The sequence below is a fragment of the Burkholderia sp. SJZ089 genome (assembly GCF_007828315.1).
Lineage (GTDB): Bacteria > Pseudomonadota > Gammaproteobacteria > Burkholderiales > Burkholderiaceae > Burkholderia > Burkholderia gladioli.
The window spans coordinates 69246-93787 of the sequence record NZ_VIUM01000016.1 but is presented as its reverse complement, the minus strand read 5'-3'; the positions used below and the strand labels follow the sequence as shown (position 1 = coordinate 93787).

Annotated in this window: 25 protein-coding genes; 6 read left to right on the top strand and 19 right to left on the bottom strand. The window is 67.5% G+C overall.

Features of this window, described 5'->3' with window-relative positions:
• Positions 1-117: 117 nt before the first annotated feature.
• The 4 genes from FB600_RS26785 to FB600_RS26770 all read right to left on the bottom strand — a co-directional run bounded on the left by FB600_RS26785 (position 118) and on the right by FB600_RS26770 (position 2029).
• Positions 118-741 (bottom strand): hypothetical protein, encoded by a 624-nt coding sequence (locus FB600_RS26785; protein ID WP_145757661.1) that lies wholly within the window; start codon positions 739-741, stop codon positions 118-120.
• A 2-nt stretch (positions 742-743) separates the two neighbouring features.
• Positions 744-1310 (bottom strand): glycoside hydrolase family 108 protein, encoded by a 567-nt coding sequence (locus FB600_RS26780; protein ID WP_145757660.1) that lies wholly within the window; start codon positions 1308-1310, stop codon positions 744-746.
• Positions 1307-1756: a hypothetical protein gene (locus FB600_RS26775; protein ID WP_017918170.1), complete on the bottom strand. Its 450-nt coding sequence runs from the start codon at positions 1754-1756 to the stop codon at positions 1307-1309. Before FB600_RS26775 ends, FB600_RS26780 begins: the two co-directional genes overlap by 4 nt.
• 72 nt (positions 1757-1828) lie before the next feature.
• Positions 1829-2029 carry a hypothetical protein gene (locus FB600_RS26770; protein ID WP_244125076.1) on the bottom strand — a complete coding sequence of 67 codons (201 nt, stop codon included), beginning with the start codon at positions 2027-2029 and terminating at the stop codon, positions 1829-1831.
• Positions 2030-2240: 211 nt separating this feature from the next.
• Here FB600_RS26770 and mutS point away from each other — a divergent pair, with 211 nt between their 5' ends.
• Together mutS and FB600_RS26760 are read left to right on the top strand one after the other, a co-directional pair.
• Entirely contained in the window at positions 2241-4916 is a 2676-nt protein-coding gene (mutS, locus tag FB600_RS26765; RefSeq protein ID WP_145757659.1) for a DNA mismatch repair protein MutS, read from the top strand.
• Between the two features lie 10 nt (positions 4917-4926).
• Complete coding sequence (locus FB600_RS26760) at positions 4927-6192, top strand: hypothetical protein (RefSeq protein ID WP_374941973.1); 1266 nt, start codon at positions 4927-4929, stop codon at positions 6190-6192.
• Positions 6193-6275: 83 nt separating this feature from the next.
• Here FB600_RS26760 and FB600_RS26755 read toward each other — a convergent pair whose 3' ends face one another.
• Entirely contained in the window at positions 6276-6824 is a 549-nt protein-coding gene (locus FB600_RS26755) for a peptidylprolyl isomerase (RefSeq protein ID WP_013698701.1), read from the bottom strand.
• Between the two features lie 32 nt (positions 6825-6856).
• On the opposite strand from FB600_RS26755, the gene FB600_RS26750 reads away from it, so the two are divergent.
• Positions 6857-8083, top strand: coding sequence for a cupin domain-containing protein (locus tag FB600_RS26750; RefSeq protein WP_172877198.1), 1227 nt, complete (start codon positions 6857-6859; stop codon positions 8081-8083).
• A gap of 633 nt (positions 8084-8716) precedes the next feature.
• On the opposite strand, the gene FB600_RS26735 is transcribed toward FB600_RS26750, so the two are convergent.
• The 10 genes from FB600_RS26735 to FB600_RS26690 form a co-directional block, all read right to left on the bottom strand.
• Positions 8717-9493 carry an MBL fold metallo-hydrolase gene (locus FB600_RS26735; RefSeq protein WP_060002348.1) on the bottom strand — a complete coding sequence of 259 codons (777 nt, stop codon included), beginning with the start codon at positions 9491-9493 and terminating at the stop codon, positions 8717-8719.
• Between the two features lie 4 nt (positions 9494-9497).
• Entirely contained in the window at positions 9498-10643 is a 1146-nt protein-coding gene (gene bamC, locus FB600_RS26730) for an outer membrane protein assembly factor BamC (protein WP_096748509.1), read from the bottom strand.
• A 109-nt stretch (positions 10644-10752) separates the two neighbouring features.
• Positions 10753-11655 (bottom strand): 4-hydroxy-tetrahydrodipicolinate synthase, encoded by a 903-nt coding sequence (dapA, locus tag FB600_RS26725; protein WP_025099054.1) that lies wholly within the window; start codon positions 11653-11655, stop codon positions 10753-10755.
• 44 nt (positions 11656-11699) lie between these two features.
• Entirely contained in the window at positions 11700-12281 is a 582-nt protein-coding gene (locus tag FB600_RS26720) for a class I SAM-dependent methyltransferase (protein WP_096748508.1), read from the bottom strand.
• Positions 12282-12339: 58 nt separating this feature from the next.
• Positions 12340-13542 (bottom strand): tryptophan--tRNA ligase, encoded by a 1203-nt coding sequence (locus tag FB600_RS26715; protein WP_013698707.1) that lies wholly within the window; start codon positions 13540-13542, stop codon positions 12340-12342.
• 9 nt (positions 13543-13551) lie between these two features.
• A complete protein-coding gene (locus tag FB600_RS26710; protein WP_096748507.1) occupies positions 13552-14211 on the bottom strand; it encodes a site-2 protease family protein in 660 nt (219 codons plus the stop codon).
• A gap of 82 nt (positions 14212-14293) precedes the next feature.
• Positions 14294-14929, bottom strand: a complete 636-nt coding sequence (locus FB600_RS26705) for an L-threonylcarbamoyladenylate synthase (RefSeq protein WP_013698709.1) — start codon at positions 14927-14929, stop codon at positions 14294-14296.
• Between the two features lie 79 nt (positions 14930-15008).
• The gene (locus tag FB600_RS26700) at positions 15009-15839 is read right to left on the bottom strand and encodes a 3',5'-nucleoside bisphosphate phosphatase (protein WP_096750547.1); all 831 of its coding nucleotides are present in this window, start codon (positions 15837-15839) and stop codon (positions 15009-15011) included.
• Positions 15840-15926: 87 nt separating this feature from the next.
• A complete protein-coding gene (locus FB600_RS26695) occupies positions 15927-16823 on the bottom strand; it encodes an alpha/beta fold hydrolase (protein ID WP_044274432.1) in 897 nt (298 codons plus the stop codon).
• A 144-nt stretch (positions 16824-16967) separates the two neighbouring features.
• Positions 16968-17852, bottom strand: a complete 885-nt coding sequence (locus FB600_RS26690) for a ferritin-like domain-containing protein (RefSeq protein ID WP_145757658.1) — start codon at positions 17850-17852, stop codon at positions 16968-16970.
• 193 nt (positions 17853-18045) lie between these two features.
• Here FB600_RS26690 and FB600_RS26685 point away from each other — a divergent pair, with 193 nt between their 5' ends.
• Genes FB600_RS26685 through FB600_RS26675 form a run of 3 tightly spaced genes read left to right on the top strand, consistent with a single transcriptional unit; the run spans position 18046 to position 19970 of the window.
• On the top strand, positions 18046-18570 hold the full coding sequence (locus tag FB600_RS26685) for a gamma carbonic anhydrase family protein (RefSeq protein ID WP_096748504.1): 525 nt from the start codon (positions 18046-18048) through the stop codon (positions 18568-18570).
• A 38-nt stretch (positions 18571-18608) separates the two neighbouring features.
• Positions 18609-19559 (top strand): Hsp33 family molecular chaperone HslO, encoded by a 951-nt coding sequence (gene hslO / locus FB600_RS26680; RefSeq protein ID WP_017919660.1) that lies wholly within the window; start codon positions 18609-18611, stop codon positions 19557-19559.
• A gap of 51 nt (positions 19560-19610) precedes the next feature.
• On the top strand, positions 19611-19970 hold the full coding sequence (locus FB600_RS26675) for a hypothetical protein (protein ID WP_036032199.1): 360 nt from the start codon (positions 19611-19613) through the stop codon (positions 19968-19970).
• Positions 19971-20085: 115 nt separating this feature from the next.
• Here FB600_RS26675 and ftsB read toward each other — a convergent pair whose 3' ends face one another.
• The 4 genes from ftsB to FB600_RS26655 form a co-directional block, all read right to left on the bottom strand.
• Positions 20086-20505: a cell division protein FtsB gene (ftsB, locus tag FB600_RS26670; RefSeq protein WP_096748503.1), complete on the bottom strand. Its 420-nt coding sequence runs from the start codon at positions 20503-20505 to the stop codon at positions 20086-20088.
• Positions 20506-20587: 82 nt separating this feature from the next.
• Positions 20588-21871, bottom strand: coding sequence for a phosphopyruvate hydratase (gene eno, locus FB600_RS26665; RefSeq protein WP_013698717.1), 1284 nt, complete (start codon positions 21869-21871; stop codon positions 20588-20590).
• A gap of 97 nt (positions 21872-21968) precedes the next feature.
• Positions 21969-22823 carry a 3-deoxy-8-phosphooctulonate synthase gene (kdsA, locus tag FB600_RS26660; protein ID WP_017919662.1) on the bottom strand — a complete coding sequence of 285 codons (855 nt, stop codon included), beginning with the start codon at positions 22821-22823 and terminating at the stop codon, positions 21969-21971.
• The gene (locus FB600_RS26655) at positions 22820-24481 is read right to left on the bottom strand and encodes a CTP synthase (protein ID WP_096748501.1); all 1662 of its coding nucleotides are present in this window, start codon (positions 24479-24481) and stop codon (positions 22820-22822) included. Before FB600_RS26655 ends, kdsA begins: the two co-directional genes overlap by 4 nt.
• Positions 24482-24542 lie beyond the last annotated feature (61 nt).

The following is a 24542-nucleotide window of genomic DNA, read 5'->3' as shown; positions in this document are numbered from 1 at the left end:
ACCGGTAGGTAACAGGGCCTTGGCTAATTCACTGGCATACACAGTGGAAAGGCGGCTGGTCGACGTGTTACAGCACGTCAACCGGCCGCCCTGTTCTTCTTCAGCGCTTGCGCGCGATCAAAGTGACTTGTCTGCCTCCCCTCCTCGCGCCACGCCTGCACTGACGGTAATGTCCGGCGAGACCGCGAACCGCGTGATCTCCGCCGTCTGCTTATCCGCCCGTGACGACGATCCGAAGAAATACTCCTTCGAGCCGATCACCATCGTGATCAGCACGCCGAGTAGCGTGTCGAGCGTGCTTTTCACGACATCGGGCATCCGGATCTCGCCGATCGCCAGATAGAACTCCAGCCCGATCACCACGAAGAGCGCGACCGTGTACATGTAGGCCAGGTTGCGAGCCGTGTGATCGTGCTCGGACGCCGCATACTGCCGGGCGCTCGCGCGATCGTCGGCCGCGATCTTGTCGGCCTGCACTTGGATCCCGGCCAGATTCTCCGCATGCGCGAAGCCCGCCTGCCGCATCTTCAATTCGAAGTCTGCGTCGGCCTGCTTCAGCGTGAGTAGCTGCTCGGGCGTGATCGACTGGCCGGACAGGGCCGACGTCACCGCCTCGACCGTGCCATCGCCCAGGCCGAGCCGGTCAGCGATCGCCGAGGCGGCCATGGCCGCCACGCCCGGCACGCCACCCGTCAATGCCGTAACGAGCCAGGGCGCCACCGTTTTCAGAATGTCGAGCATGCTTACACCCCCAGCGCACGGTTGAGTTGCCAGCCATACTCGAACGCCTCGTTTTCCGGGCGGCGCTCGGCCAGCTCGATGTAGAACACTGACTGCTGCGCGGCGATCATGCCGTACAGCACGCGATGCCCGTCCGCCCCCCGCTGCTGCAGGAACGCCTTCAGCGCCGCGAGGGTCATCGGGCCAATCCCGCCATCCGCCGCGATGTCCGGGAACGCCTTGCCGCCCTGGTTCAGCACGTTGAGCGCCCGCTGCATGAACTTCACCCCGGTGGCCGGCCCGGCATTCACGCCGATATCGAACAGCTTCTCGGCCAGCGTCGTCGAGATCGCGTCGATCTGGTCGAACTTCGGCCGCGACCAGTAACGCGACGCGTAGATGGCGACGGCCGTCGCGCGCGGCATGTCCTTCATCACACCGAGGTAGCCGTTCGCCCGCGCCTCGGCGGCCGTCACGCCCCACATCGTCCCCTCCAGCTTCCCGAGATACCAGTTCCCGCGATCGTTCGGATCGTTCGAGAAACCGCCTTCGCGCCCGATCAGCGCGTCGATCTTCGCCGTGACATTCATGGCTTTCCCCCTCGGCCAATGGCCAGTTCCAGCGTTTCGATACGCTGCTGTTGCAGTCGATTAAGCACGTCCGCCTCGTTGACGTGCGTGAATACCCAGACGATCGAGCCGACGACGAAGGCTTGCACCGCCCCGAGACCGATGCCGAGCACCCAGACCGCGCCCGTTGCCCGGTTCCTCATCGCGTCGACCTTCCGGTCCACCTCGGCGATATCGCCGGCTTGGTCGAGGCGCGCACGCTCCTCGGCCTGCGATCGCGCCCACAGCAGCCCGACGTCCTCGCGCACCGATTCCGCCCGCACGCGCATCTCGGCGAATCCGCGATCGAGATCCGCGAACGGCTGCACCGATCGCTTGATGTCCTCCACGCTCGCCGCGACCGATCGCATCTGCTGCGTGAGCGTGGCGATCTGTACCGCCAGCCCCTCCTGCTTCTCGTCACCCATCCCACCCCCGTTGAAAAAAGAAAGGCCGCTCCGGTTGCCCGTGAGCGGCCTGCATCGTTCTCGCGTGGCGCGTTACGTCGGCGCCGGCACCACCAGATCGATCTTCTTGCCCGACTTCTTCTTGTGCCCGACCTTCGCCTTGCCCTTGTTCCCTCCGTTCAATGTCACCACCGTGATCCAGCCCCGCGAGGCGAATGTGTGTTCGACCGCCTCGATCAGAAACTCCCCATCCACCCCTTCCTTGAACCCTTTCAGCGCGATCGTCTTTTCCACCGACAGATCCGCCCGCCGGCACATCTTCGGGCGACTCGTCGACATGCGCCGGTTACGCATTTCCAGCCCCGACGTAGCCGCCGCCTCGAAGCAGCACGGTCAGCCCGCCAGCTCTCTCACTCCCCCCCGCCACCCGGCCAAACGGCCAACTCCGCGCCCCTTCCCCAGCCCACTGGTAAACTCCCTCGCTAAAGCAACTTCTCCCGGCCAAATGAGCACGCAATCCACCGACGTCACGACCAACCACACGCCCATGATGCAGCAGTACCTGCGCATCAAGAGCGAACATCCGGATACGCTCGTCTTCTACCGGATGGGTGACTTCTACGAGTTGTTCTACGACGACGCCGAAAAAGCCTCGCGTCTTCTCGACCTGACCCTGACGCAGCGCGGCGCCTCGGGCGGCAACCCGATCAAGATGGCCGGCGTGCCGCATCACGCGGTCGAGCAATACCTGGCGAAGCTGGTGAAATTCGGCGAATCGGTGGCGATTTGCGAGCAGATCGGCGACCCCGCCACCTCGAAGGGCCCGGTCGAGCGCAAGGTGGTGCGCGTGGTCACGCCGGGCACGCTGACGGACGCCGCCCTGCTCTCCGACAAGGCCGACGTCTACCTGCTCGCGCTGAGCCTGGGCCACAACAAGCGCGGCGTGCTCACCAACGTGGGCCTCGCCTGGCTCAACCTCGCCAGCGGCGCGTTGCGGCTCGCGGAAATCGCGCCCGACGAACTGGGCGCGGCGCTCGAGCGGATCCGCCCGGCCGAAATCCTCGCCGCCGACGCGGCTATCGAGGCCGTGCCGGTCGGCGCCGGCGCGGTCACGCGCGTGCCGGCCTGGCACTTCGACATCGCCTCGGGCACCCAGCGCCTGTGCAGCCAGCTCGACGTCGCCAGCCTCGAAGGCTTCGGCGCGCACTCGCTGACCAGCGCCTGCGGCTCGGCCGGCGCCCTGCTGCTGTATGCCGCCTCCACGCAGGGCCAGCAGCTGCGCCACGTGCGCAGCCTGAAGGTCGAGACGGAATCCGAATACATCGGCCTCGATCCAGCCACGCGCCGCAACCTCGAACTGACCGAAACCCTGCGCGGCACCGAATCGCCGACGCTCTACTCGCTGCTCGACACCTGCGGCACCACCATGGGCAGCCGCCTGCTGCGCCACTGGCTGCACCATCCGCCGCGCGCCTCGGTGGCCGCGCAGGCACGCCAGCAAGCGATCGGCGCCCTGCTCGAGGCAGCGGGCGACGCCAGCCTCGACAGCCTGCGCGGCGCGCTGCGCCAGGTCGCCGACGTGGAGCGCATCACCGGGCGCCTGGCCCTGCTGTCGGCGCGCCCGCGCGACCTCTCCAGCCTGCGCGACACCTTCACTTCGCTGCCCGAGCTGCGCGCGCGCATCACGCCGATCGCCCAGCAAGCGAGCGCGCTCGCGCGCCTGGAAGCCGCGCTGGAACCGCCGGCCGGCTGCGCCGACCTGCTCACGCGCGCGGTCGCCCCCGAGCCGGCCGCGATGGTGCGCGACGGCGGCGTGATCGCGCGCGGCTACGACGCCGAACTCGACGAGCTGCGCGACATCTCCGAGAACTGCGGCCAGTTCCTGATCGACCTGGAAGCACGCGAACGCGCGCGCACCGGCATCGCGAACCTGCGCGTCGAATACAACAAGGTGCATGGCTTCTATATCGAGGTCACGCGCGGCCAGACCGACAAGGTCCCCGACGACTACCGCCGCCGCCAGACCCTCAAGAACGCCGAGCGCTACATCACGCCCGAGCTGAAGACCTTCGAGGACAAGGCGCTATCGGCGCAGGAGCGCGCGCTCTCGCGCGAGCGCGCGCTCTACGACGCGCTGCTGCAGTCGCTGCTGCCGCATATCGAGGAATGCCAGCGCGTGGCCGGAGCGCTGGCCGAGCTGGACCTGCTCTGCGCCTTCGCCGAACGCGCCCGCGCGCTGGACTGGGTGGCGCCGCGCTTCTCCGACGAGGTCGGCATCGAGATCGAACAGGGCCGCCATCCGGTGGTCGAGGCGCAGGTCGAGCAGTTCATCGCCAACGACTGCCGGCTCGGCAACGAGCGCAAGCTGCTGCTGATCACCGGCCCGAACATGGGCGGTAAGTCGACCTTCATGCGGCAGACCGCGCTGATCGCGCTGATGGCCTACGTCGGCAGCTACGTGCCGGCGAAGTCAGCCTGCTTCGGCCCGATCGACCGGATCTTCACGCGCATCGGCGCCGCCGACGACCTGGCCGGCGGCCGTTCGACCTTCATGGTCGAGATGACCGAGGCCGCCGCGATCCTCAACGACGCGACGCCGCAAAGCCTGGTGCTGATGGACGAGATCGGCCGCGGCACCTCGACCTTCGACGGCCTCGCGCTGGCCTGGGCGATCGCGCGTCACCTGCTCTCGAACAACGGCTGCTACACGCTGTTCGCCACGCACTACTTCGAGCTGACGCAGTTGCCGGTGGAATTCCCGCACGCGGCCAACGTCCACCTGTCGGCGGTCGAGCACGGCCACGGCATCGTGTTCCTGCACGCCGTCAACGACGGCCCGGCCAACCAGAGCTACGGCCTGCAGGTCGCGCAGCTCGCCGGCGTGCCGCCCGCCGTGATCCGCGCCGCGCGCAAGCATCTCGCGCACCTCGAACAGCAATCCGCCGGCCAGCCGACACCGCAGCTCGACCTGTTCGCCGCGCCGCCGCCCGCCTACGACGACGAGCCCGATTTCGACCTGCCCGAGGCACGCGAACCGGCAGCACCGGCCGCGCCGCATCCGGCACTCGTGCGCCTGCGCGAGATCGACCCGGACAACCTCAAGCCGCGCGAGGCACTCGACCTGCTCTACGAACTGCAAACCCTCGCCGCCCGGCAGGCGGACGATGACCTGGCGCACTGATCCGCCGCCGCTGGCGAACCCGCGTGGCGCGCCCGCGCCACGTTTCGGCATCGCCGTCGCGATGGCCGCGGCCGCGCTGCTGCTGGCCACGCTGACCACCACCACCGCTGCCGCGCCCGCCGCCTCGGCAACGGCGCGCGTGGCCGGGCGCGGCTACGCCTTCGCGGTACTGAGCGGCGCGATCAACAGCCCGGCCGACGAACCGGCCGCGGCACGCCTGCTCGATGCCATCTCGCGCGATCGCTCGGTCGCCTTCGCGATCTACGACGGCAACCTGAAGGGCGCGCACGAGGCCTGCCGCGACGGCATCTACGACACGCGCATCGCGCTGTTCAAGGCCTCGCGCGTGCCCGTGTTCTACGTGCCGGGCCAGGCCGACTGGGCCGCCTGCGCGCTGAAGGAAAACGGCGGCTACGACGCGGTCGAGCGCCTCGACTACCTGCGCCAGACCTTCCTCGCCGATTCCGAATCCTTCGGCCAGACGCCCCTGCCGCTCACGCGCGAAAGCGAGGTGGCACGCTTCAGGCCATTTCGCGAGAACATCCGCTGGACCCAGGGCGACGTGGTATTCGTGGCGCTCAACGCGCCTTCGCCGAACAATCGCTACCTGACGGCCGGCGGGCGCAATGGCGAATTCGAGGATCGCGCGATCGCCAGCGCGTTCTGGATCGATCACGCCGCCGAAACCGCCAAGCGCCGCAACGCGCGCGCGCTGGTCATCGTCATCGAAGCCGATCCGCAGTTCGAGCATTACGAGCGCGAACGCTTCGCCTGGCTGCGCTTCGGGCGCGCTCGCGCGCGCGACGGCTTCCTGGAGTTCAAGCGCGCGCTGGTGAAGGCGGCGCAAACCTTCCGCGGCACGATCCTGGTGATCCACGCCGGCGACGAAGCGCTGCGCGCCGGCTTTCGTATCGACCAGCCGCTGCATGACGAGAAAGGAGATCGGGTGGCGAACCTGACGCGCATCGCGATCGCGCCGCGCGAGCGGCTGGTGCAATGGGTCAGGGTCACGGTGAATCCGGCCGGACGGCCGATGTTCGGAGTGGGATTGCAGGAGGTGCCGAGCAACCTGCCGGTGCCGCCCGCCCTGCCGGCCGCGTCGCATGACGACACGCCCTTGCCCCAGATGCCGGAGATCCCGGCCTTGCCGGAATTGCCCGATCCAGCCTCGAGCGGCTTGCCGCCGCAACCGGCCTCGACGGGCAATCCGCCCATCCTGCCGCCGGCGTCGGCGCCTGACGGCCAGCCCGCCTCGATGCCCGACGGCGGCTACTGAGCGAAACCGGCGGCCGCCGGCAGCAATCAAGCCGGCGGCGCAAAAGCAAAACGGCTGGCAAATGCCGGCCGTTCTTCCATCGATCAGTGCAGCGTGCGACCCTGGGTCGGCTCCTCGCCGTCCTCGTCGTCCTCATCCTCGTCGACGATCTCGAGCCCTTCGGCGCCATGCGCGTGCTCGTGCTCGATCTCGTCCTCGGTGGCGGCGCGCACGTCCTTGACGGTCAGCGCGAAACGCAGCGCCATGCCGGCCAGCGGATGATTGCCGTCGAGCACGACCTTGTCCTCGGCGATGTCGGTGACCGTGTAGATCAGCGAATCGACTTCCTCGTCGCCGTCTTCCGGCGTGCCTTCGAACTGCATGCCGACTTCGAGCGGCTCGGGGAAACGGTCGCGCGGCTCGATCTTCACCAGCTCGGGATCGTAATCGCCGAACGCGTCCTGCGGCTCGAGCTGGATCTGCGCTTCGTAACCCGTTTCCTGACCGTCGAGCTGTTCCTCGATCTTGGGGAACGTGCCATCATAGCCGCCGTGCAGATAGATCATCGGCTCGTCGCTTTCCTCGATCAGATTGCCTTCCGTATCCGACAGCTTGTAAGTCACCGAGACGACGGTGTTTTTTGCGATTTTCATCCAAATCTCCAAATTTCCAGCCGCATTATACGATGTCCCAACGGTCCGAAGCCGAACCGGCAAACCGCGCGCGAGCCCCGATCCAGAACGAATCCGGCGCCCCCCACCCCGATACGCCCACCCCGCTGCTCGGCCAGTTGACGCCGTCGCAATTCATGCGCCGCCACTGGCAGAAAAAGCCGCTGCTGATCCGCCAGGCGATCCCCGATATCGTGCCGCCGCTGTCGCGCGACGCGCTGTTCGAACTGGCTGCCGACTACGATACGGAATCGCGTCTGATCACGCATTTTCGTAACAGATGGCAACTGGAACAGGGGCCCTTCGAGGACGGCGCGCTGCCGCCCGTGAGCAAGCGCGAGTGGACCCTGCTGGTGCAAGGCGTGGACCTGCACGACGATGCCGCGCGCGCCCTGCTCGAGCGCTTCCGCTTCATCCCCGACGCGCGCCTGGACGACCTGATGATCTCGTACGCAACCGATGGCGGCGGCGTCGGCCCGCACTTCGATTCGTACGATGTATTCCTGCTGCAGGTGCATGGCAAGCGCCGCTGGCGCATCGGCGCGCAGAAGGACCTGACGCTGCGCGAGGATCTGCCGCTGAAGGTGCTCCAGCATTTCGAGCCGACCGAGGAATGGGTGCTGGAGCCGGGCGACATGCTCTACCTGCCGCCGCACATCGCGCACGACGGCATCGCCGAGGGCGAATGCATGACCTGCTCGATCGGCTTTCGCGCGCCGTCGGCGGGCGAACTGACGGGGCAGTTCCTCTACTATCTGGCCGAGCGTGGTGCGCTGCGACAGAGCCCGCGCGCGGGCGAGCTGTATCGCGACCCGAAGCAGCCCGCCGTGACGCGCCCCGCCGAGCTGCCCGAGGCCCTGGTCGAACGCGTGGCGACCATCCTGAACGGCATTCGCTGGAGCCCGCGCGACATCGAGGCCTTCCTCGGCAGCTACCTGAGCGAACCGAAATCGAACGTGGTGTTCGACGCCCCGGACGATCCCCTCGACGAGGACGATTTCGTCGCACAGGCAAGCCTTCGCGGGATTCGTCTCGACAGGAAAGCGGCATTGATGTATAACGCGCGCTCGTACTTCATCAATGGCGAAGAAAATCCGCTCTCGGGCAGCTCGAAATGGCTGTCGGAACTGGCCGATCGACGCTATCTGGAGGCGAAACGCTTTGTAACACACTCCCGGCACCCCCTCATGACAGCTTTGCTTCACGAGTGGTATTGTGCGGGCTGGATCAGGCTGGGGTGAGCTGCAGTCGGCTTATCCTGGCAGGACGCTCATACAGGCCAAACTTGTATGGGAAAGACAACGTATTGACCCCGCATTTGTCGACGGTCGATAGGAAAGTGCATATAATTTCCGCCCAAGCCGTAGGGAAGATTCACGCTCTGGCAGTGCATCTCCACAGCGGCCCAGGTCGGTGTTGGAGCACATTACCGGTATTGTTTCGCGCTGTTGCTTACCTTTAACCATAAAAGGACGTGATCATGAAGAAATCCCTCCTCGTAGCTTCGCTGTTGGCCGCCGTTGCACTCGCTGCTTGCAACAAGAGCTCGGACCAAGCTGCTTCGTCGGCTGCTAGCGACGCATCGGCAGCCGCTTCGGCTGCTTCGTCGGCTGCCGCGGCTGCTTCGGACGCTGCATCGAGCACGGCTGCTGCTGCGAGCGACGCTGCATCGGCTGCTGCCGCTCCGGCTTCGGACGCTGGCGCATCGGCCGCTGCTCCGGCTTCGGGCGCGAGCCAGTAAGCTGGGATCAGCTCACGCTGATACGAAAAACCGGCCCTGGGGCCGGTTTTTTTTCGCCTGCATTTTCTGCGTCGCGTTCTCCCTCGATACGCAGGCCTAGTACGCAGGCCGGGACGAGTCGACGAGATTGCGCCTAGCTCAGGCTCAGCCAGTCGAAGCCGTCGTCCTGCGAAGCCACCCCCACCTCCTCCTGCGCGCAGCCCAGCACCGCCGCCAGGGCGGCCCGCGCCAGCTCGGGCTGGTTGTTCTCCTGGCTCAGATGCGCGGCCACCAGGTGCCGCAGGCGGCCCCGGTCGAGCGAGGCCAGGATGTCGGCCGCCGCGGCATTGCTGAGGTGCCCGAGCGAGCCGCCGATGCGTGCCTTCAACGAGGCCGGATAACGGCCCTTGGCCAGCATCTCGGCATCGTGGTTCGCCTCCAGCACCAGCGCGTCGCAGCCGCTCAGCACGCCGCACAGATGCGGCGTCGACATGCCCGCATCGGTCAGCACGCCGAGCCGCGCGGCGCCATCGGAAAACACGAATTGCAGTGGCTCCCGCGCATCGTGCGGGACCGTGTAGGGAAGGATCTGGAGATCGCCGATCGGCGTGGTTTCGTCGCCCCACAGCACGTGCAGGTCGACCGCGGCGCTGTCGGCGCCGACCGCCTTCGCGGTGCCCCAGCTCATGAACAACGGGATGCCGAAGCGCCTGGCGACCGTCAGCGCGCTGCCGATATGGTCGCTGTGCTCGTGGGTGATGAGGATCGCGTCGAGCTCGCCGGAGCCGAGCCCAACGCGCGTGAGGCGCCGGTCGAGTTCCTTCGCGGAGAAACCGCAGTCGAGCAGCACGCGCGTGGTCGTGGTGCCCGACGAGGCCTCGACGACCAGCGCATTGCCCTCGCTGCCGCTGCCGAGGCTCGTGAAGCGCACGGCCTCAGTTCAGCTGCGTGTGCAGCAGCGTGATGATGCGCTGCGCATCGGTCGAGGTGTCGGCCTGGCCGTTCGCGTCGACCACCGCGACCTGGGTCTTCGCATCGCCGTTGGCGCGCACGCTGACGAAGAATTCCTTGCCCGGCTTGGCGGCCGTCGCGCCGCCGTAGAACAGCTTGCCGAACAGGCCTTCGCGCTTGAGCTCCTCCGAGGAATTCGCGTAGCGCACCGTGTAGACGCCCTTCTGGCGATCGCGGTTGTCGACCGCGAAGTTGGTGCGGTCGAGCGCGAGGCCCACGCGCAGCCAGGCGCGGTCGAAGGATTCGGACAGATCCAGGGTGGGCGCGCCCGAGCTCGTGTCGACTACCTTGGCCGCCGCAGTGGCGGGCCGCGCGTCGGTCAACAGTTGCTTGGCCTGGGCTTCGGTCAGGCCGAACTTCTCCATCAGCTTGGCCAGGAACACGGCCTCCAGCACCGGGTTGCGCGGACGCTCGACCCAACGCGAGGAATCACCGCCCTGCGGGCCCGTCAGCACTTCCTCCATCGCGCTGTGCGTGATGGAAATGTCGGTCGAGCCGTCGGCGCCGCGCGTGACGAGCGTGCGGAAGCTGTCGCGCGTGCCCGACGAGTAGGCGAAGTCGATCACGCGGCCGATGGTGTTGCGGAACCAGTCGTCGGGGATGTTGGCGCGGTTCTCGGCCCAGTCGGTGGTGAGGATGCCGGTGGTCGGCGCATCGGTCTTGAGCGCGAAGCCGTTGTCGGTCCAGAAATCCTTCAACTGCGGCCAGAGCTGCTCGGGCGTGCGCCCATCGACCACCAGCCAGCGGCGGTCGCCGTCGCGCTCGACGTGCATGCCGTAGGGATCCTGCGCGCTCGGCTGGCCTTCGGTCGCGTTGCCGGCCGGCGTGAGCGCGCGCTGCGGCGCCGAGCCCAGGCCGGCGTTGGTCGGCGGCGCGATGTACGAGGGATTGACCGGCACCGAGGTCAGGTCCTTGGGCACCGCCAGCGGCGGCGCCGAGCCGGTCGACTTGTAGTTGACCCGGTCCGGTGCGAGGTAGTCGTTCAGCGTGTCGCAACCGGCCAGCGCGCCGAGCGCGAGCGCCACCACGGACGCTTGGAGTGCGCGGGAGGAAAAGGCGAAATGTTTCATGAAATCCTTCGTCTTGCTAAACGCGGGTCACGCGCGATACCGGCGGGCCGGGTGAAATCGGGATGGGTCGGAAAGCGCGAACGGCCGCGAGCGCGGCCGTTCGTGTCGGTCAAGCGATGCCGGCTTCGCGCAGCGCGCCGCGCACGACATCGTGATAGCGCTCGTCGAGCGCCGTCAGCGGCAGGCGAATGCCGCCGCGAATCTTGCCCATTTCCTGCAGCGCCCACTTCACCGGAATCGGGTTCGCCTCGGCGAACAGGTGCTTGTGCAGCGACAGCAGCTTCATGTGGATCTCGCGCGCCGTCTTCGCGTCGCCGGCGATCGCCGCGCGGCACAGCTCGCTCATCGCGCGCGGCGCGACGTTGGCGGTCACCGAGATATTGCCGTGGCCGCCCAGCAGCATCAGCGCGATCGCGGTGGGATCGTCGCCGCTGTAGATGCCGAAGCCTTGCGGCGCGGCCTTGATCAGCTGCGCGGCCCGATCGATGTTGCCGGTCGCGTCCTTCACGCCGACGATGCCCGGCACCTGCGCGCAGCGCAGGATGGTCTCGTTGGCCATGTCCGCGACGGTGCGGCCGGGCACGTTGTAGAGGATCACCGGCAGCTCGACCGCCTCGGCGATCGCGAGGAAGTGGCGGTAGATGCCTTCCTGGGTCGGCTTGTTGTAATACGGCACGACCTGCAGGGTGGCGTCGGCGCCGACCGATTTGGCCTGGCGCGTCAGCTCGATCGCCTCGGCCGTGGAATTGCCGCCCGCGCCCGCGATGATCGGGATGCGCTTGGCCGCGTGCTCGACCGCCGTCTTGATCGTGAGCACGTGCTCGTCGACTGACAAGGTGGCCGATTCGCCGCTGGTGCCGACCACCACGAGCGCATCCGTCCCTTCTTCGATATGCCAGTCGACCAGCTTGCGGAAGGCCGGCAGATCGAGGCTGCCGTCTTCGAGCATCGGGGTCACGATCGCGGGCATGCTGCCGCTGAATTGAATACCGTCTTGAGTGCCGTTAGCCATGAAACGCAATGAAAGTAAACCCAATAAACGTCGATTGTAGCGGATTACCCGGTCAGTCCGTAACGCGGGAATCCCTCCCCCTGCTCGCGCACCGCGCAGATTCTCTGCACGAAGGCGGGCCGTGTGCCGTCGACGAAACCGTCCTCGAACGCGATCACGCGCAACTCGCCGCGCACGGTGTCGAGCAGTTCGCCCGGCGTCAGCAGGAATGCGGGATTGGACGGTTTGCCGAGCGTTTCGTTGCCGCGCGCGAAGGTTTCGTAGAGCAGCACGCCGCCCGGCGCGACCGAGGCGACCAGCCTCGGCAGCAACGGGCGATGCAGATAATGCGTGACGACCACCGCCGCGAAGCGCGCCGTGTCGGCCAGCGGCCAGGGCGCGCCCTCGATGTCGGCGGCGCGTGACTCGACGCCCGCCAGGGCGCCGAGCGCGGCCAGCGCCTCGGGATCGCGATCGAGCGCGAGCACCGGGTGCCCGCGCGAGGCGAACCAGCGCGCGTGGCGGCCGTTGCCGGCCGCCACGTCGAGCACCGCGCCGCCGGCGGGCACCAGGTGCGACCAGCCGGCCACCCAGCGAGACGGCGCCGCGCTCGGCCGCTCGGCCGGCGAGGCGCTTGCCTCGCTCATGCCGCTCGCGCTGCTCGCGTCACCGTGGACTGGAATCGTGGTCATCGCCGCGCGCCGCTCAGTTGTACGACAGGCCCATCGCGTCACGCACGTCGCGCATGGTCTCGACCGCGTGCTTGCGTGCCTTGTCGCAACCGTCGGCGACGATCGCGCGCAGCAGCGACGGGTCGTCCATGTACTTCTGCGCGCGCTCGAGCATCGGCTGCTGTTCGCGCAGGATGCCCTCGACCACCGGCTGCTTGCAGTCCAGGCAGCCGATGCCGGCCGACTTGCAGCCCTTCTGCACCCACTCGCGCGTGGGTTCGTCCGAATAGACCAGGTGGAACTGCCAGACCGGGCACTTTTCCGGGTCGCCCGGATCGGTGCGGCGCACGCGCGCCGGATCGGTCGGCATGGTGCGGACCTTCTTGGTGATGGTCTCGGCATCCTCGCGCAGGCCGATGGTATTGCCGTAGGACTTCGACATCTTGCCGCCGTCCAGGCCCGGCATGCGCGAGGCTTCGGTCAGCAGCGCCTGCGGCTCGACCAGGATGATCTTGCGCGCGCCTTCCAGGTAGCCGAACAGCCGCTCGCGATCGCTCATCGACAGGCTCTGCGATTCCTGCAACATCGCGCGCGCCTGCTCGAGCGCCTCGTCGTCGCCTTCCTGCTGGTAGGCGTTGCGCAGTTCGCGATAGAGCTTGGCGCGCTTGCCGCCGAGCTTCTTGGCCGCCTCCAGCGCCTTCTCCTCGAAATCGGCCTCGCGGCCGTACAGGTAGTTGAAGCGGCGCGCGATCTCGCGGGTCATCTCGACGTGGGGCACCTGGTCCTCGCCGACCGGCACCAGCGAGCCGCGGTACAGCAGGATGTCGGCGGCCATCAGCACCGGGTAGCCGAGGAAGCCGTAGGTCGAGAGATCCTTGTCCTTGAGCTTCTCGATCTGCTCCTTGTAGGTCGGCACGCGTTCGAGCCAGCCCAGCGGCGTGCTCATGCCCAGCAGCAACGCCAGCTCGGCGTGCTCCGGCACCTTGCTCTGGATGAACAGCGTGGCCTGGGCCGGATCGATGCCGGCCGCGATCCAGTCGATCAGCACTTCCCAGACGTTCTTCTCGATCACCTCGGGCGTTTCGTAGTGGGTGGTCAGCGCATGCCAGTCGACCACGCAGAAGAAGCACGGGTATTCGGATTGCAGCTTCGCCCAGTTCTTCAGCACGCCATGGTAATGGCCGAGGTGGAGCGACCCGGTGGGACGCATGCCGGAAAAGATACGATCGGGGAACATGATTGTGTTTTAGAAAAGCGAGGCAAAGGGAGTCAGGATGGCCGTCACGATGCTGTAGCCGATGCCGACGCCCGGCCGCAGCCAGAACTTCGTCAGCAGGCCCGTCATGATCAGCAGCAGGACGATGATGAAACCGTAAGGCTCGATCTTCGACAGCGCGATCGACTGCTTGGGCGGCAGCAGCGCCGTGAGCACGCGCCCGCCATCGAGCGGCGGCAGGGGAAACAGGTTCAGCACGCCCAGCACCAGGTTGACGCCGACGCCGGCCGCGGCCATGCGCGTGAAGAAGGGCTCGTCGACCGAGGCGGCCGCCAGGCCGATCGACACGAAGCCCCAGACCAGCGCCTGCACGAAGTTGCAGGCCGGCCCCGCCGCCGACACCCACAGGCTGCCCCAGCGCGGATTGCGCAGGTTGCGGAACGCGACCGGCACGGGCTTGGCATACCCGAACAGGAAGGCGCCGCTGGTCAGGAAGTACAGCACCAGCGGCATCACGATGGTGCCGATCGGATCGATGTGGCGCATCGGGTTGAACGACACGCGGCCGAGCGCGTAGGCGGTGTTGTCGCCGAGCAGGCGCGCGGCGTAGCCGTGCGCGGCCTCGTGCAGGGTGATCGCGAAGATCACCGGCAGGGCGTAGACGACGATGGTCTGAATCAGATTGTCCATGGCGCGGTATTGTAACAAGCGGGAAATGGCCGACGGACAAACCGGCGGCCGGCAATCATGACAGTCGATGACGAGCGGCCGCTCAGGCCTCGGCGCTCAGTCCGAAGGGTTCGAGCGAGCCGCGGCCGGCGCGCACCAGCACCGGCGCGTCGCCGGTCAGGTCGACGATGGTCGAGGGCTCGCGCGGGCAGGCGCCGCCGTCGATCACCAGGTCCACCTGCTTTTCCAGGCGTTCGCGGATTTCCTCGGGATCGTTGAGCGGATCGCTGTCGGGCGGCAGGATCAGGGTGGTGCCGAGCAGCGGCTGGCCGAGCGTCTCCAGCACCGCCAGCGTGATCGCGTGATCCGGCACGCGCAGCCCGATGGTCTTGCGCGAGGGATGCGAGAGCCGGCGCGGCACCTCCTTGGTGGCCTGCAGCACGAACACGTAGGGCCCCGGCGTGACCGACTTGATCAGCCGGTACTGGTGGTTGTCGACCATCGCGAAATTGGCCAGTTCGGACAGGTCGCGCACCAGCAGCGACAGCAGTTGCTTGTCGTCGAGCCCGCGGATCTTGCGCACGCGCTCGACCGCGGTCTTGTCGTCGAGATGGCAGGCCAGCGCGTAGCTGGAGTCGGTCGGCATGGCGATCACGCCGCCCTGCTTCACGATCTCGACAGCCTGGCGCACCAGCCTCGGCTGCGGATTTTCCGGGTGAATCCTGAAGTACTGGGACATGGGATCAGTGGGGAGTGGGCGTCGCCCGCGCGTGCATGGCGCGCCGGGGCGGAAGCCGCGCGCCGCGCGCGGCCGGGGGTCAGAGCCAGCGTTCCCAGACCGGTTTCAGGTCCGGCGGCAGCGGCGGCAGGCTGCCGAGCTCGACGACGCTCTCGCCCGGCGCATGGAAATCGGAACCGCGCGACGCCTCGAAGCCGTAGCGCCGGGCGACCTCCGCGTACTCGCGGTACTGGTCGGGCGTGTGGCTGCCCGTGACGACCTCGATCGCGCGGCCGCCCAGATCGATGAACTCGCTGAACAGCGCGCCGAATTCGACCGGCGTGTAGGCGTAGCGGCCCGGGTGGGCGATCACGGCCTCGCCGCCGGCCTGCTGGATCCAGCCGACCGCGTCGTCCAGCCTGGCCCAGCGATGCGGCACGCAGCCGGGCTTGCCGTCGCCGAGATAACGCGCGAACACCTCGGAGGTACTGGCTGCATGGCCCGCCTCGACGAGGTAGCGCGCGAAATGGGTGCGGGAAATGAGGTCCGGGTTCGAGACGTAGCGCAGCGCCCCTTCATAGGCACCGGGGATGCCGATCTCGGCGAGCCGCTCGCCCATCTCCAGCGCGCGCGCGGCGCGGCCGTTGCGGGTGCGATACAGGCCGTCGACCAGCGCCGGCGCGGCCGGATCGACATTGAGGCCGACCACGTGGACCGTGCGCGAAGCCCAGGTCACCGAGATCTCGACGCCGCAGACATAGCGCATGCCGAGCGCCTGCGCGGCCTCGCGCGCCGCGAGCTGGCCGCCGACCTCGTCGTGGTCGGTCAGCGCCCACAGCGTGACGCCCGCCGCGTGCGCGCGTTGCGCAACCTCGGCGGGCGTCAGGGCGCCGTCGGAGACGTTGGAATGACAGTGCAGATCGGCGTTCATCGTCGGAATCGGGTGCATGCGACATTCTACTGCAACGCCGCACGATCGCCGCGGGGCCGGACCGGCCGCGGGGCGGCCCGCGCAGCGTCAGGCGCAGAAGGCCTCGATCAGCGCCGCGATCTGCTCCGGCTGGTCGTGGTGGACCATGTGCCCGGCTTCCTCGATGGTCTTCTCGCGCCAGTCGGGGAAGGCTGCGAAACGCTTGCGGAATTCGTCGAGCGGGATTCGGCCGGCCAGCATGCGCAGCGTCGGCGAATCGACCGCCTCGACATGCAGCACCTTGGCGCGCACCCGCGACCAGACCGCCATCACCTCGTCGAGCCGGTACAGCAGCGGCCCGGCCTGCTTGTGGGCCGGATCGGCCAGCAGGTGGTACTGGCCGTCGTCCTCGCGGCGCGCCCAGTGGTTGGCGAGAAAACGCGCGCGCTCGGGCGCGAGCCGCGGGTTGGTCTTCATCAGGCGCTCGGCCACCTCGCCGAGCGAGGCATAGGGCTTGAGCAGCGGCGGCTCGCGCAACTCGTCGAGCCAGGCGGCCAGCCGCAGCGGCGCCTGCGAGGCCGGCGGCGGCGCCAGCCCGAAACCCTCCAGGTCGACCACGCGGCGCACCCGCTCCGGCCGCGCGCCGGCATACAGGCAGACCACGTTCGCGCCCATGCTGTGGCCGACCAGGTTGACCTCGCCGTCCGGCGTGTAGTGATCGATCAGCGCCTCGAGATCGCCGAGGTAGTCCATGAACCAGTAATGGCCGCCGCCCTGCGCGGCCACCGGCCAATCGGACAGCCCGAAGCCGCGCGCATCGGGCGCGATCACCTGCCAGTCGCCGGCCAGCGCGTCGACCACGAACTGGAACGAGGCGGCCACGTCCATCCAGCCATGCAGCATGTAGAGCACCGGCGCATCGGGCCGGCCCCAGCGGCGCACGTGCAGGCGCACGCCGCGCACGGTCACGAATTCGGAAATGGAGTCGGAATGGGTCTGGGTCATCGCGGCCGCCAAAAAAGAATGATCGTTCGATTATATCGGCGACGCTGCGACGATGTGTGCAATGGTGCTGAGGCGGCGCATGTGTCGAGGCACTTCTCTAGCCCACATTTGCGTCGCGATGCGCCGTGCCCGGGGCGCGCTTGCTCAGTCCGGCGTGCCGGCGGGCGGCGTGTCGCGATCCTGGGCGACCAGCGCCTCCAGTTCCAGCTCGTCGAAACCGGCGTCGCGGCGCGCCTCGAAGTTGAACGGCCCGCGCAGCCGCGGCGCATGGTACTGCTCGGCGAGCCGCAGGTAGGCCGGATGCGGTTCGAGCCCGGCCCGCGCGCAGAGATGGCGGAACCAGCGGTTGCCGATCGCCACATGGCCGATCTCGTCGCGCAGGATCACGTCGAGGATCGCGGCCGAAGCCTCGTCGCCGGCCTGCATCAAGCGCGCGCGGATCGGCGGCGAGGCGTCCAGCCCGCGCGCCTCCAGCGTACGCGGCACCAGCGCCATGCGCGCGAGCACGTCGCCTGCCGTGCGCTCGCACATTTCCCAGAGCCCGTCGTGGGCCGGGAAATCGCCGTAGGCGTGCCCCAATTCCGCCAGGCGCGCGGCCAGCAGCGTGTAGTGATACGCCTCCTCGGCCGCCACCTTGAGCCAGTCGGCGTAAAAGGCCGCGGGCATGGCCGGGAAGCGCCAGACCGCGTCCAGCGCGAGATTGATCGCGTTGAACTCGATATGGGCCAGCGCGTGCAGCAAGGTGGCGCGCCCGGCTTCCGAGCGCATCGAGCGGCGTTGCAGCAAGCGCGGCTCGACCAGCTCCGGGCGTGCCGGCCGCCCCGGCAAGGCCGGTGGCGGCGCGAAGCGGCGCTCGGGATCGACCTCGGCGCGGCCGGCCAGCCACTGCGCATGCAGCGCGCGCACCTGCGCGGCCTTGGCGACCGGCTCCGCCTCGAGCAGCGCGGCGAGCGCCGCCGCGCGCACGCAGCGGGCGGGCGTGGAAGAGGAAACGGACGGCGCGGCGGAGGAGAAATTCGGGTCGGACATGAAAACGGCTTCGGCACGGCGTACGCGGTCAATTCGCGCAAGCATTTACAATAGCGGATTCGGGTAGGCGCCAGCATCGCGCAGATCATGCCGATCCCGCGCACGACGCCTGCCCACGGCCCCAGGCGGCCGCGCACATTGTACCGGCGCGCGACACGCGCCCCACCGGCTCAGCGAACCCAGGAGACAACGCGTGACCATCTACAAGCTCGGCGAAGACGCCCCGACCATTCATGAGAGCGTGTTCGTCGCGGATACCGCGGCGATCATCGGCAAGGTGGTGCTCGAGGAGAACGCCAGCGTCTGGTTCGGCGCCACGATCCGCGGCGACAACGAGCCGATCGTGGTCGGCGCCGGCAGCAACGTGCAGGAAGGCGCGGTGCTGCACACCGACCCGGGCTGCCCGCTGACGGTGGCCCCGAACGTGACGATCGGCCACCAGGCGATGCTGCACGGCTGCACCATCGGCGAGGGTTCGCTGATCGGGATCCAGGCGGTGGTCTTGAATCGGGCGGTGATCGGCCGCAACTGTCTGGTCGGCGCCGGCGCCGTGGTGACCGAGGGCAAGGTGTTCCCGGACAACTCGCTGATCCTGGGCGCGCCGGCCAAGGTGGTGCGCACGCTGAGCGAGGAAGACATCGCGCGCATGCACGCGAACACGCACAACTACGCGCGGCGACGCGCGTATTTCAAGGAGCAGTTGGTGCGGATCGGCTGAATGCCCCGCCGCCGCTGCCCGTCAATCGAGGAACCGAAGTGAGCGACCAGTTACAGAAATTCATGTTCAACACGGCACCGGTGCGCGGCGAGATCGTCTCGCTGGGCAACACCTGGCGCGAGGTGCTGACGCGCCGCAACTACCCGGCGCCGGTGCGCAACGTGCTCGGCGAGATGATGGCCGCCTGCGCGCTGCTGTCCGCGAACCTGAAGTTCAACGGCACGCTCATCATGCAGATCTACGGCGACGGGCCGGTCAAGATGCTGGTGGTGCAATGCGGCTCGGATCTCTCGATCCGCGCCACCGCCAAGCTGTCGGACGCCACCGCCGCCACGCTCGGTGAAGGCATGTCCTTCGTCGACCTGGTCAACGCCAGCGGCCACGGCCGCTGCGTGATCACGCTCGACCCGGCCGACAAGAAACCCGGCCAGCAGCCCTACCAGGGCATCGTGCCGCTCAACGACCACGACGGCCCGATCGAGTCGGTCGCGCAGATGCTCGAGCACTACATGCACCATTCCGAGCAGCTCGACACGCGGCTGTGGCTGGCCGCCAACGGCGAGCGCGCGGTCGGCATGCTGCTGCAGAAGCTGCCCGGCGACGGCGGCATCGTGCCGGCCGCCAACGAGCCCGACCTCGATACCTGGGAGCGCGTCTGCACGCTGGGCAGCACGCTCTCGTCGCAGGAGTTGCTCGATACGGAACCCGAGACGGTGTTTCGGCGTCTGTTCTGGCAGGAAAGCGTTCGCCACTTCGAACCGGCCGCGACGCGCTTCCAGTGCACCTGCTCGCGCGAGAAGGTGGGCGGGATGCTGCGGATGCTGGGCCGCGAGGAAGTGGACAGCGTGATCGAGGAACGCGGCCATGTCGAGATTCATTGCGAATACTGCAACGAGCGTTATGAATTCGACCCGGTCGACGTCGAACAACTGTTCGTGACGCCTGAAATCGGCGCCGGCGTCGCGCCGGCCGGCGAACAGCGTCACTGAGGCTCGCGCGTCGCCGCGGGTGCCTTGAAGAAGGTAGAAGGAGAAGCCGTCATGAAGTCCCTGCCCCTGTCACGCTCGCTGCCGGCGGCCCTCGTCGCGCTCACGCTGGCCGGCTGCGCGGTGCCGCCGTCCTCGACGGTGCTGAGCCGCCTGCCCGACGGCCAGCCCGGCGCGGCCACCGCCACGGCCCAGCCGCTCACGCCTGCGGAAAAGCAGCGCTACGACGCGATCGACCGGCAGGTGCTGCGCGAGCAGAACGAGATCATGTCGGCCGAGGCCGCCGCGCGCGCCTATTCCTACTACGCGCCGACGCCGGTCACCGTCTACGGCGGGTATTACGGCGGCGGCTGGAATCGCGGCTGGGGCACCGGCGTCGGTTACGGCTACCCCGGCTGGGGATGGGGCTGGTAAGCCGCTCGGGCCGTCGATCGAGCGCCTCGCCAATGAAAAAGCGCGACCTTCGGGTCGCGCTTTTTCATTTCCGTCGCCGCCTCGCCGCTACCAGCCGGCGCGAGCCTCTCGCCCGTCAGTGATGCTCGGCGCGCCCGTGATGCCGCTCGGGCTTGGCCCGCGACACCGGATTCGGCACCACGCGCACCGGCGCGCTGCTGGTATCGCCATGGTTGGTCAGCGAGGCGGTCGAATTCTGGTTCGGCACCATCGGCGCCGGCGAATTCGGCGAGACGAACTGCACGAACACCTCGCCGTCCTTGACCATGCCCATCTCGTAGCGGGCCCGTTCCTCGATCGCCGCCGTGCCGTTCTGCAGATCCTGCACCTCGCCGGCGATCCGCTCGTTGCGCAGCTTCTCGTCGGCGTTCTTCTGCGTCTGTTTGGCCAGCTCCTGCCGCAATTCGTGCACGCGCAGCCAGCCGCCATGCCCCCACCACAACGGGTACTGAATCAACACCAGCAAGGCGATCAGGACGACAGTGACAAGCCGCATGTACGAGCCGCAGATATAAGAAGCGCCGCTTCACGAGGGTCGCGAAGCGGCGTCACGGGTGACTAGACCGGATAGTAACGCGTTAGCGCAGGTTGTAGAACGCCGACTTGCCCGGGTAGCTGGCGATATCGCCGAGATCTTCCTCGATGCGCAGCAGTTGGTTGTACTTCGAGATGCGGTCGCTGCGCGAGAGCGAACCCGTCTTGATCTGGCCGGCGTTCAGGCCGACGGCGATATCGGCGATCGTCGAATCTTCCGTCTCGCCCGAGCGGTGCGAGATCACGGCCGTGTAGCCGGCGCGCTTGGCCATCTCGATGGCCGCGAAGGTTTCGGTCAGCGTGCCGATCTGGTTGATCTTGATCAGGATCGAATTCGCGATGCCCTTCTCGATGCCTTCCTTGAGGATGCGCGTATTGGTGACGAACAGGTCGTCGCCCACCAGCTGCACCTTCTTGCCCAGGCGCTCGGTCAGGAGCTTCCAGCCGTCCCAGTCGCTTTCATGCATGCCGTCCTCGATCGAGACGATCGGGAACTTGTCGGCCAGCGTGGCGAGGTAGTCGGCGAATTCGGCCGACGACAGTTGCAGGCCTTCGCCGGCGAGCTGGTACTTGCCGTCGTGGTAGAACTCCGAGGCCGCGCAGTCGAGCGCCAGCAGGACGTCCTCGCCGGCGCGGTAGCCGGCCTTCTCGATCGCCTGAAGGATGGTCGACAGGCATTCGTCGTTGCTGCCGAAGTTCGGCGCGAAGCCGCCTTCGTCGCCCACCGCCGTGCTCATGCCGCGATCCGACAGGATCTTCTTGAGCGCATGGAACACTTCGGCGCCGCAGCGCAGCGCTTCGCGGAAGGTCGGCTGGCTGACCGGGACGATCATGAATTCCTGGATGTCCAGGCTGTTGTTGGCGTGCGCGCCGCCGTTCACGATGTTCATCATCGGCACCGGCAGCTGCATCGCGCCCGAGCCGCCGAAGTAGCGGTACAGCGGCAGGCCGGCCTCTTCGGCGGCGGCTTTCGCGACGGCCATCGAGACGGCCAGCATCGCGTTCGCGCCCAGGCGCGACTTGTTGTCGGTGCCGTCGAGCTCGAGCAGCGTCTTGTCGAGGAAGGCCTGCTCCGACGCGTCGAGGCCCATGATCGCCTCGGAGATTTCGGTGTTGATATGCTCGACCGCCTTCAGCACGCCCTTGCCGTTGTAGCGGCCGGTTTCGCCGTCGCGCAGCTCGATCGCCTCGCGCGAACCCGTCGACGCGCCCGACGGCACCGCGGCGCGGCCCATCGTGCCCGATTCGAGCAACACGTCGCACTCGACGGTGGGATTACCGCGCGAATCCAGAATCTCGCGGCCGATGATATCTACGATTGCACTCATGATTTCCTCTGAGGATGACGATGAATTCCGTCGTGAAGGCTGTGCCGGCGAAGCGGACCTTGCTACAGACGTCCGCCACCGCCGCCAAGTTCATGCATTAGTTGAAATCGTTTTCCAGGAACGGCGCGCGCTTGACCGCCGCGTCGAGCGTGACGAGGGTCTCGAGCAGCGCGGCCATGCGATGCAGCGGCACGGCGTTCGGGCCGTCGGACTTCGCCTCGGCCGGATTCGGGTGGGTTTCCATGAACAGGCCCGCCACGCCCGTGGCCACCGCCGCGCGCGCCAGCACCGGCACGAACTCGCGCTGGCCGCCCGAGCTGGTGCCCTGCCCGCCCGGCAGCTGCACCGAGTGGGTGGCGTCGAACACCACCGGCGCACCGGTCTCGCGCATGATCGCCAGCGAGCGCATGTCCGACACGAGATTGTTGTAGCCGAACGAGACGCCGCGTTCGCAGGCCATGAAGCGGTCCTCGGAGAGGCCGGCCTCGCGGGCCGCCGCGCGCGCCTTGTCGATCACGTTCTTCATGTCGTGCGGCGCGAGGAACTGGCCCTTCTTGATGTTGACGGGCTTGCCCGAGCGCGCGCAGGCGTGGATGAAGTCGGTCTGCCGGCACAGGAAGGCCGGCGTCTGCAGCACGTCCACCACCGCCGCGACCGGCTCGATCTCGTCCACCTCGTGCACGTCGGTCAGCACCGGCAGGCCGAGCTGGCGCTTGACCTCGGAGAGGATGCGCAGCCCCTCGTCCATGCCCGGGCCGCGAAACGAGGTGCCCGAGCTGCGATTGGCCTTGTCGAACGAGGACTTGTAGATGAACGGGATGTTCAGCTTCGCGCAGATTTCCTTGAGCCGGCCCGCCGTGTCGATCGTCATCTGCTCCGATTCGACGACGCAGGTGCCGGCGATCAGGAAGAACGGCCGGTCGAGGCCGACTTCGAAATCGCCCAGTTTCATGCTTTCACTCCGGCACGCGCCTGCTGGCTGGCGAGCGCGGCTTCGACGAACGACTTGAACAGGGGATGGCCGTCACGCGGCGTGGAGGTGAATTCCGGGTGGAACTGGACGCCGACGAACCAGGGGTGCATCGAGCGCGGCAGCTCCATCATTTCCGGCAGGTCCTCGCTCGGCGTGCGCGCGCTGATCACCAGGCCGCCCGACTCGAGCTGCGGCACGAAGCGGTTGTTCACCTCGTAGCGGTGACGGTGACGTTCGTTCACGTCACTGCCGTAGATTTCCTCGGCCAGCGTGCCGGCCTTGATCGGGCAGCGCTGCGAGCCCAGGCGCATGGTGCCGCCCAGGTCGGAGGCCTCGGTGCGCTTCTCGACCTTGCCTTCGCGGTCGTACCACTCGGTGATCAGCGCGACCACGCGGTTCGGCGTCTCGGGATCGAACTCGGTGCTGTTGGCGTCCTTCAGGCCCACCACGTCGCGCGCGAATTCGATCACCGCCAACTGCATGCCCAGGCAGATGCCGAGATACGGCACCTTGGACTCGCGCGCATAGCGGATCGCCGCGATCTTGCCTTCGGTGCCGCGACGGCCGAAACCACCCGGCACCAGCACGGCGTCGAGATGCTTGAGGCTATCGACGCCCTTGGCCTCGATCTCTTCCGAATCGAGATACTCGATGTTGACCTTGGTCGAGGTGTGGATCGAGGCGTGGCGCAGTGCCTCGATCAGCGACTTGTAGGATTCGGTCAGCTCGACGTACTTGCCGACCATGCCGATCGTGACTTCGTGCTGCGGGTGCTCGAGCTTGTCCACCAGCGAGCCCCACATGGCCAGGTCGGCATCCTTCACCGTCAGCTTCAGTTCCTCGCAGATGATGCGATCGAGGCCCTGGTCGTGCAGCATCTGCGGGATCTTGTAGATGCTGTCGACGTCCCACACGGAAATCACCGCGTCTTCGGGCACGTTCGAGAACAGCGAGATCTTCTGCGATTCGTCGTCGGGGATCGGACGGTCGGCACGGCAGAGCAGCACGTGCGGCGAGATGCCGATCTCGCGCAGCTTCTGCACGCTGTGCTGGGTGGGCTTGGTCTTCAGCTCGCCCGCCGTGGCGATGAACGGCACCAGGGTGAGGTGCACGAAGCAGGCGCTGTTGCGGCCCAGGCGCAGGCTCATCTGGCGCGCGGCCTCGAGGAAGGGCAGCGATTCGATGTCGCCGACCGTGCCGCCGATCTCGACGATCGCCACGTCCGGCTCGCCGCAGGTGGCGGAAGCCGCGCCGCGCTCGATGAAGGCCTGGATCTCGTTGGTGATGTGCGGAATCACCTGGACCGTCTTGCCCAGGTAGTCGCCGCGGCGTTCCTTGCGGATCACCGACTCGTAGATCTGACCGGTCGTGAAGTTGTTGGCCTTGCGCATCTTGGTGCTGATGAAGCGCTCGTAGTGGCCGAGGTCGAGGTCGGTCTCCGCGCCGTCTTCCGTCACGAACACTTCGCCGTGCTGGAACGGGCTCATCGTGCCGGGGTCGACGTTGATGTACGGATCGAGTTTGAGGAGGGTGACTTTCAGACCGCGCGATTCGAGGATCGCGGCGAGAGAAGCGGCGGCAATCCCCTTGCCGAGGGAGGAAACTACGCCGCCGGTGACGAATACATATTTGGTCATCGCTGGATGCTCGCGGGAAAAACGGATTATACCGTAAAGACCGCGTATCTCTCAGCAATTG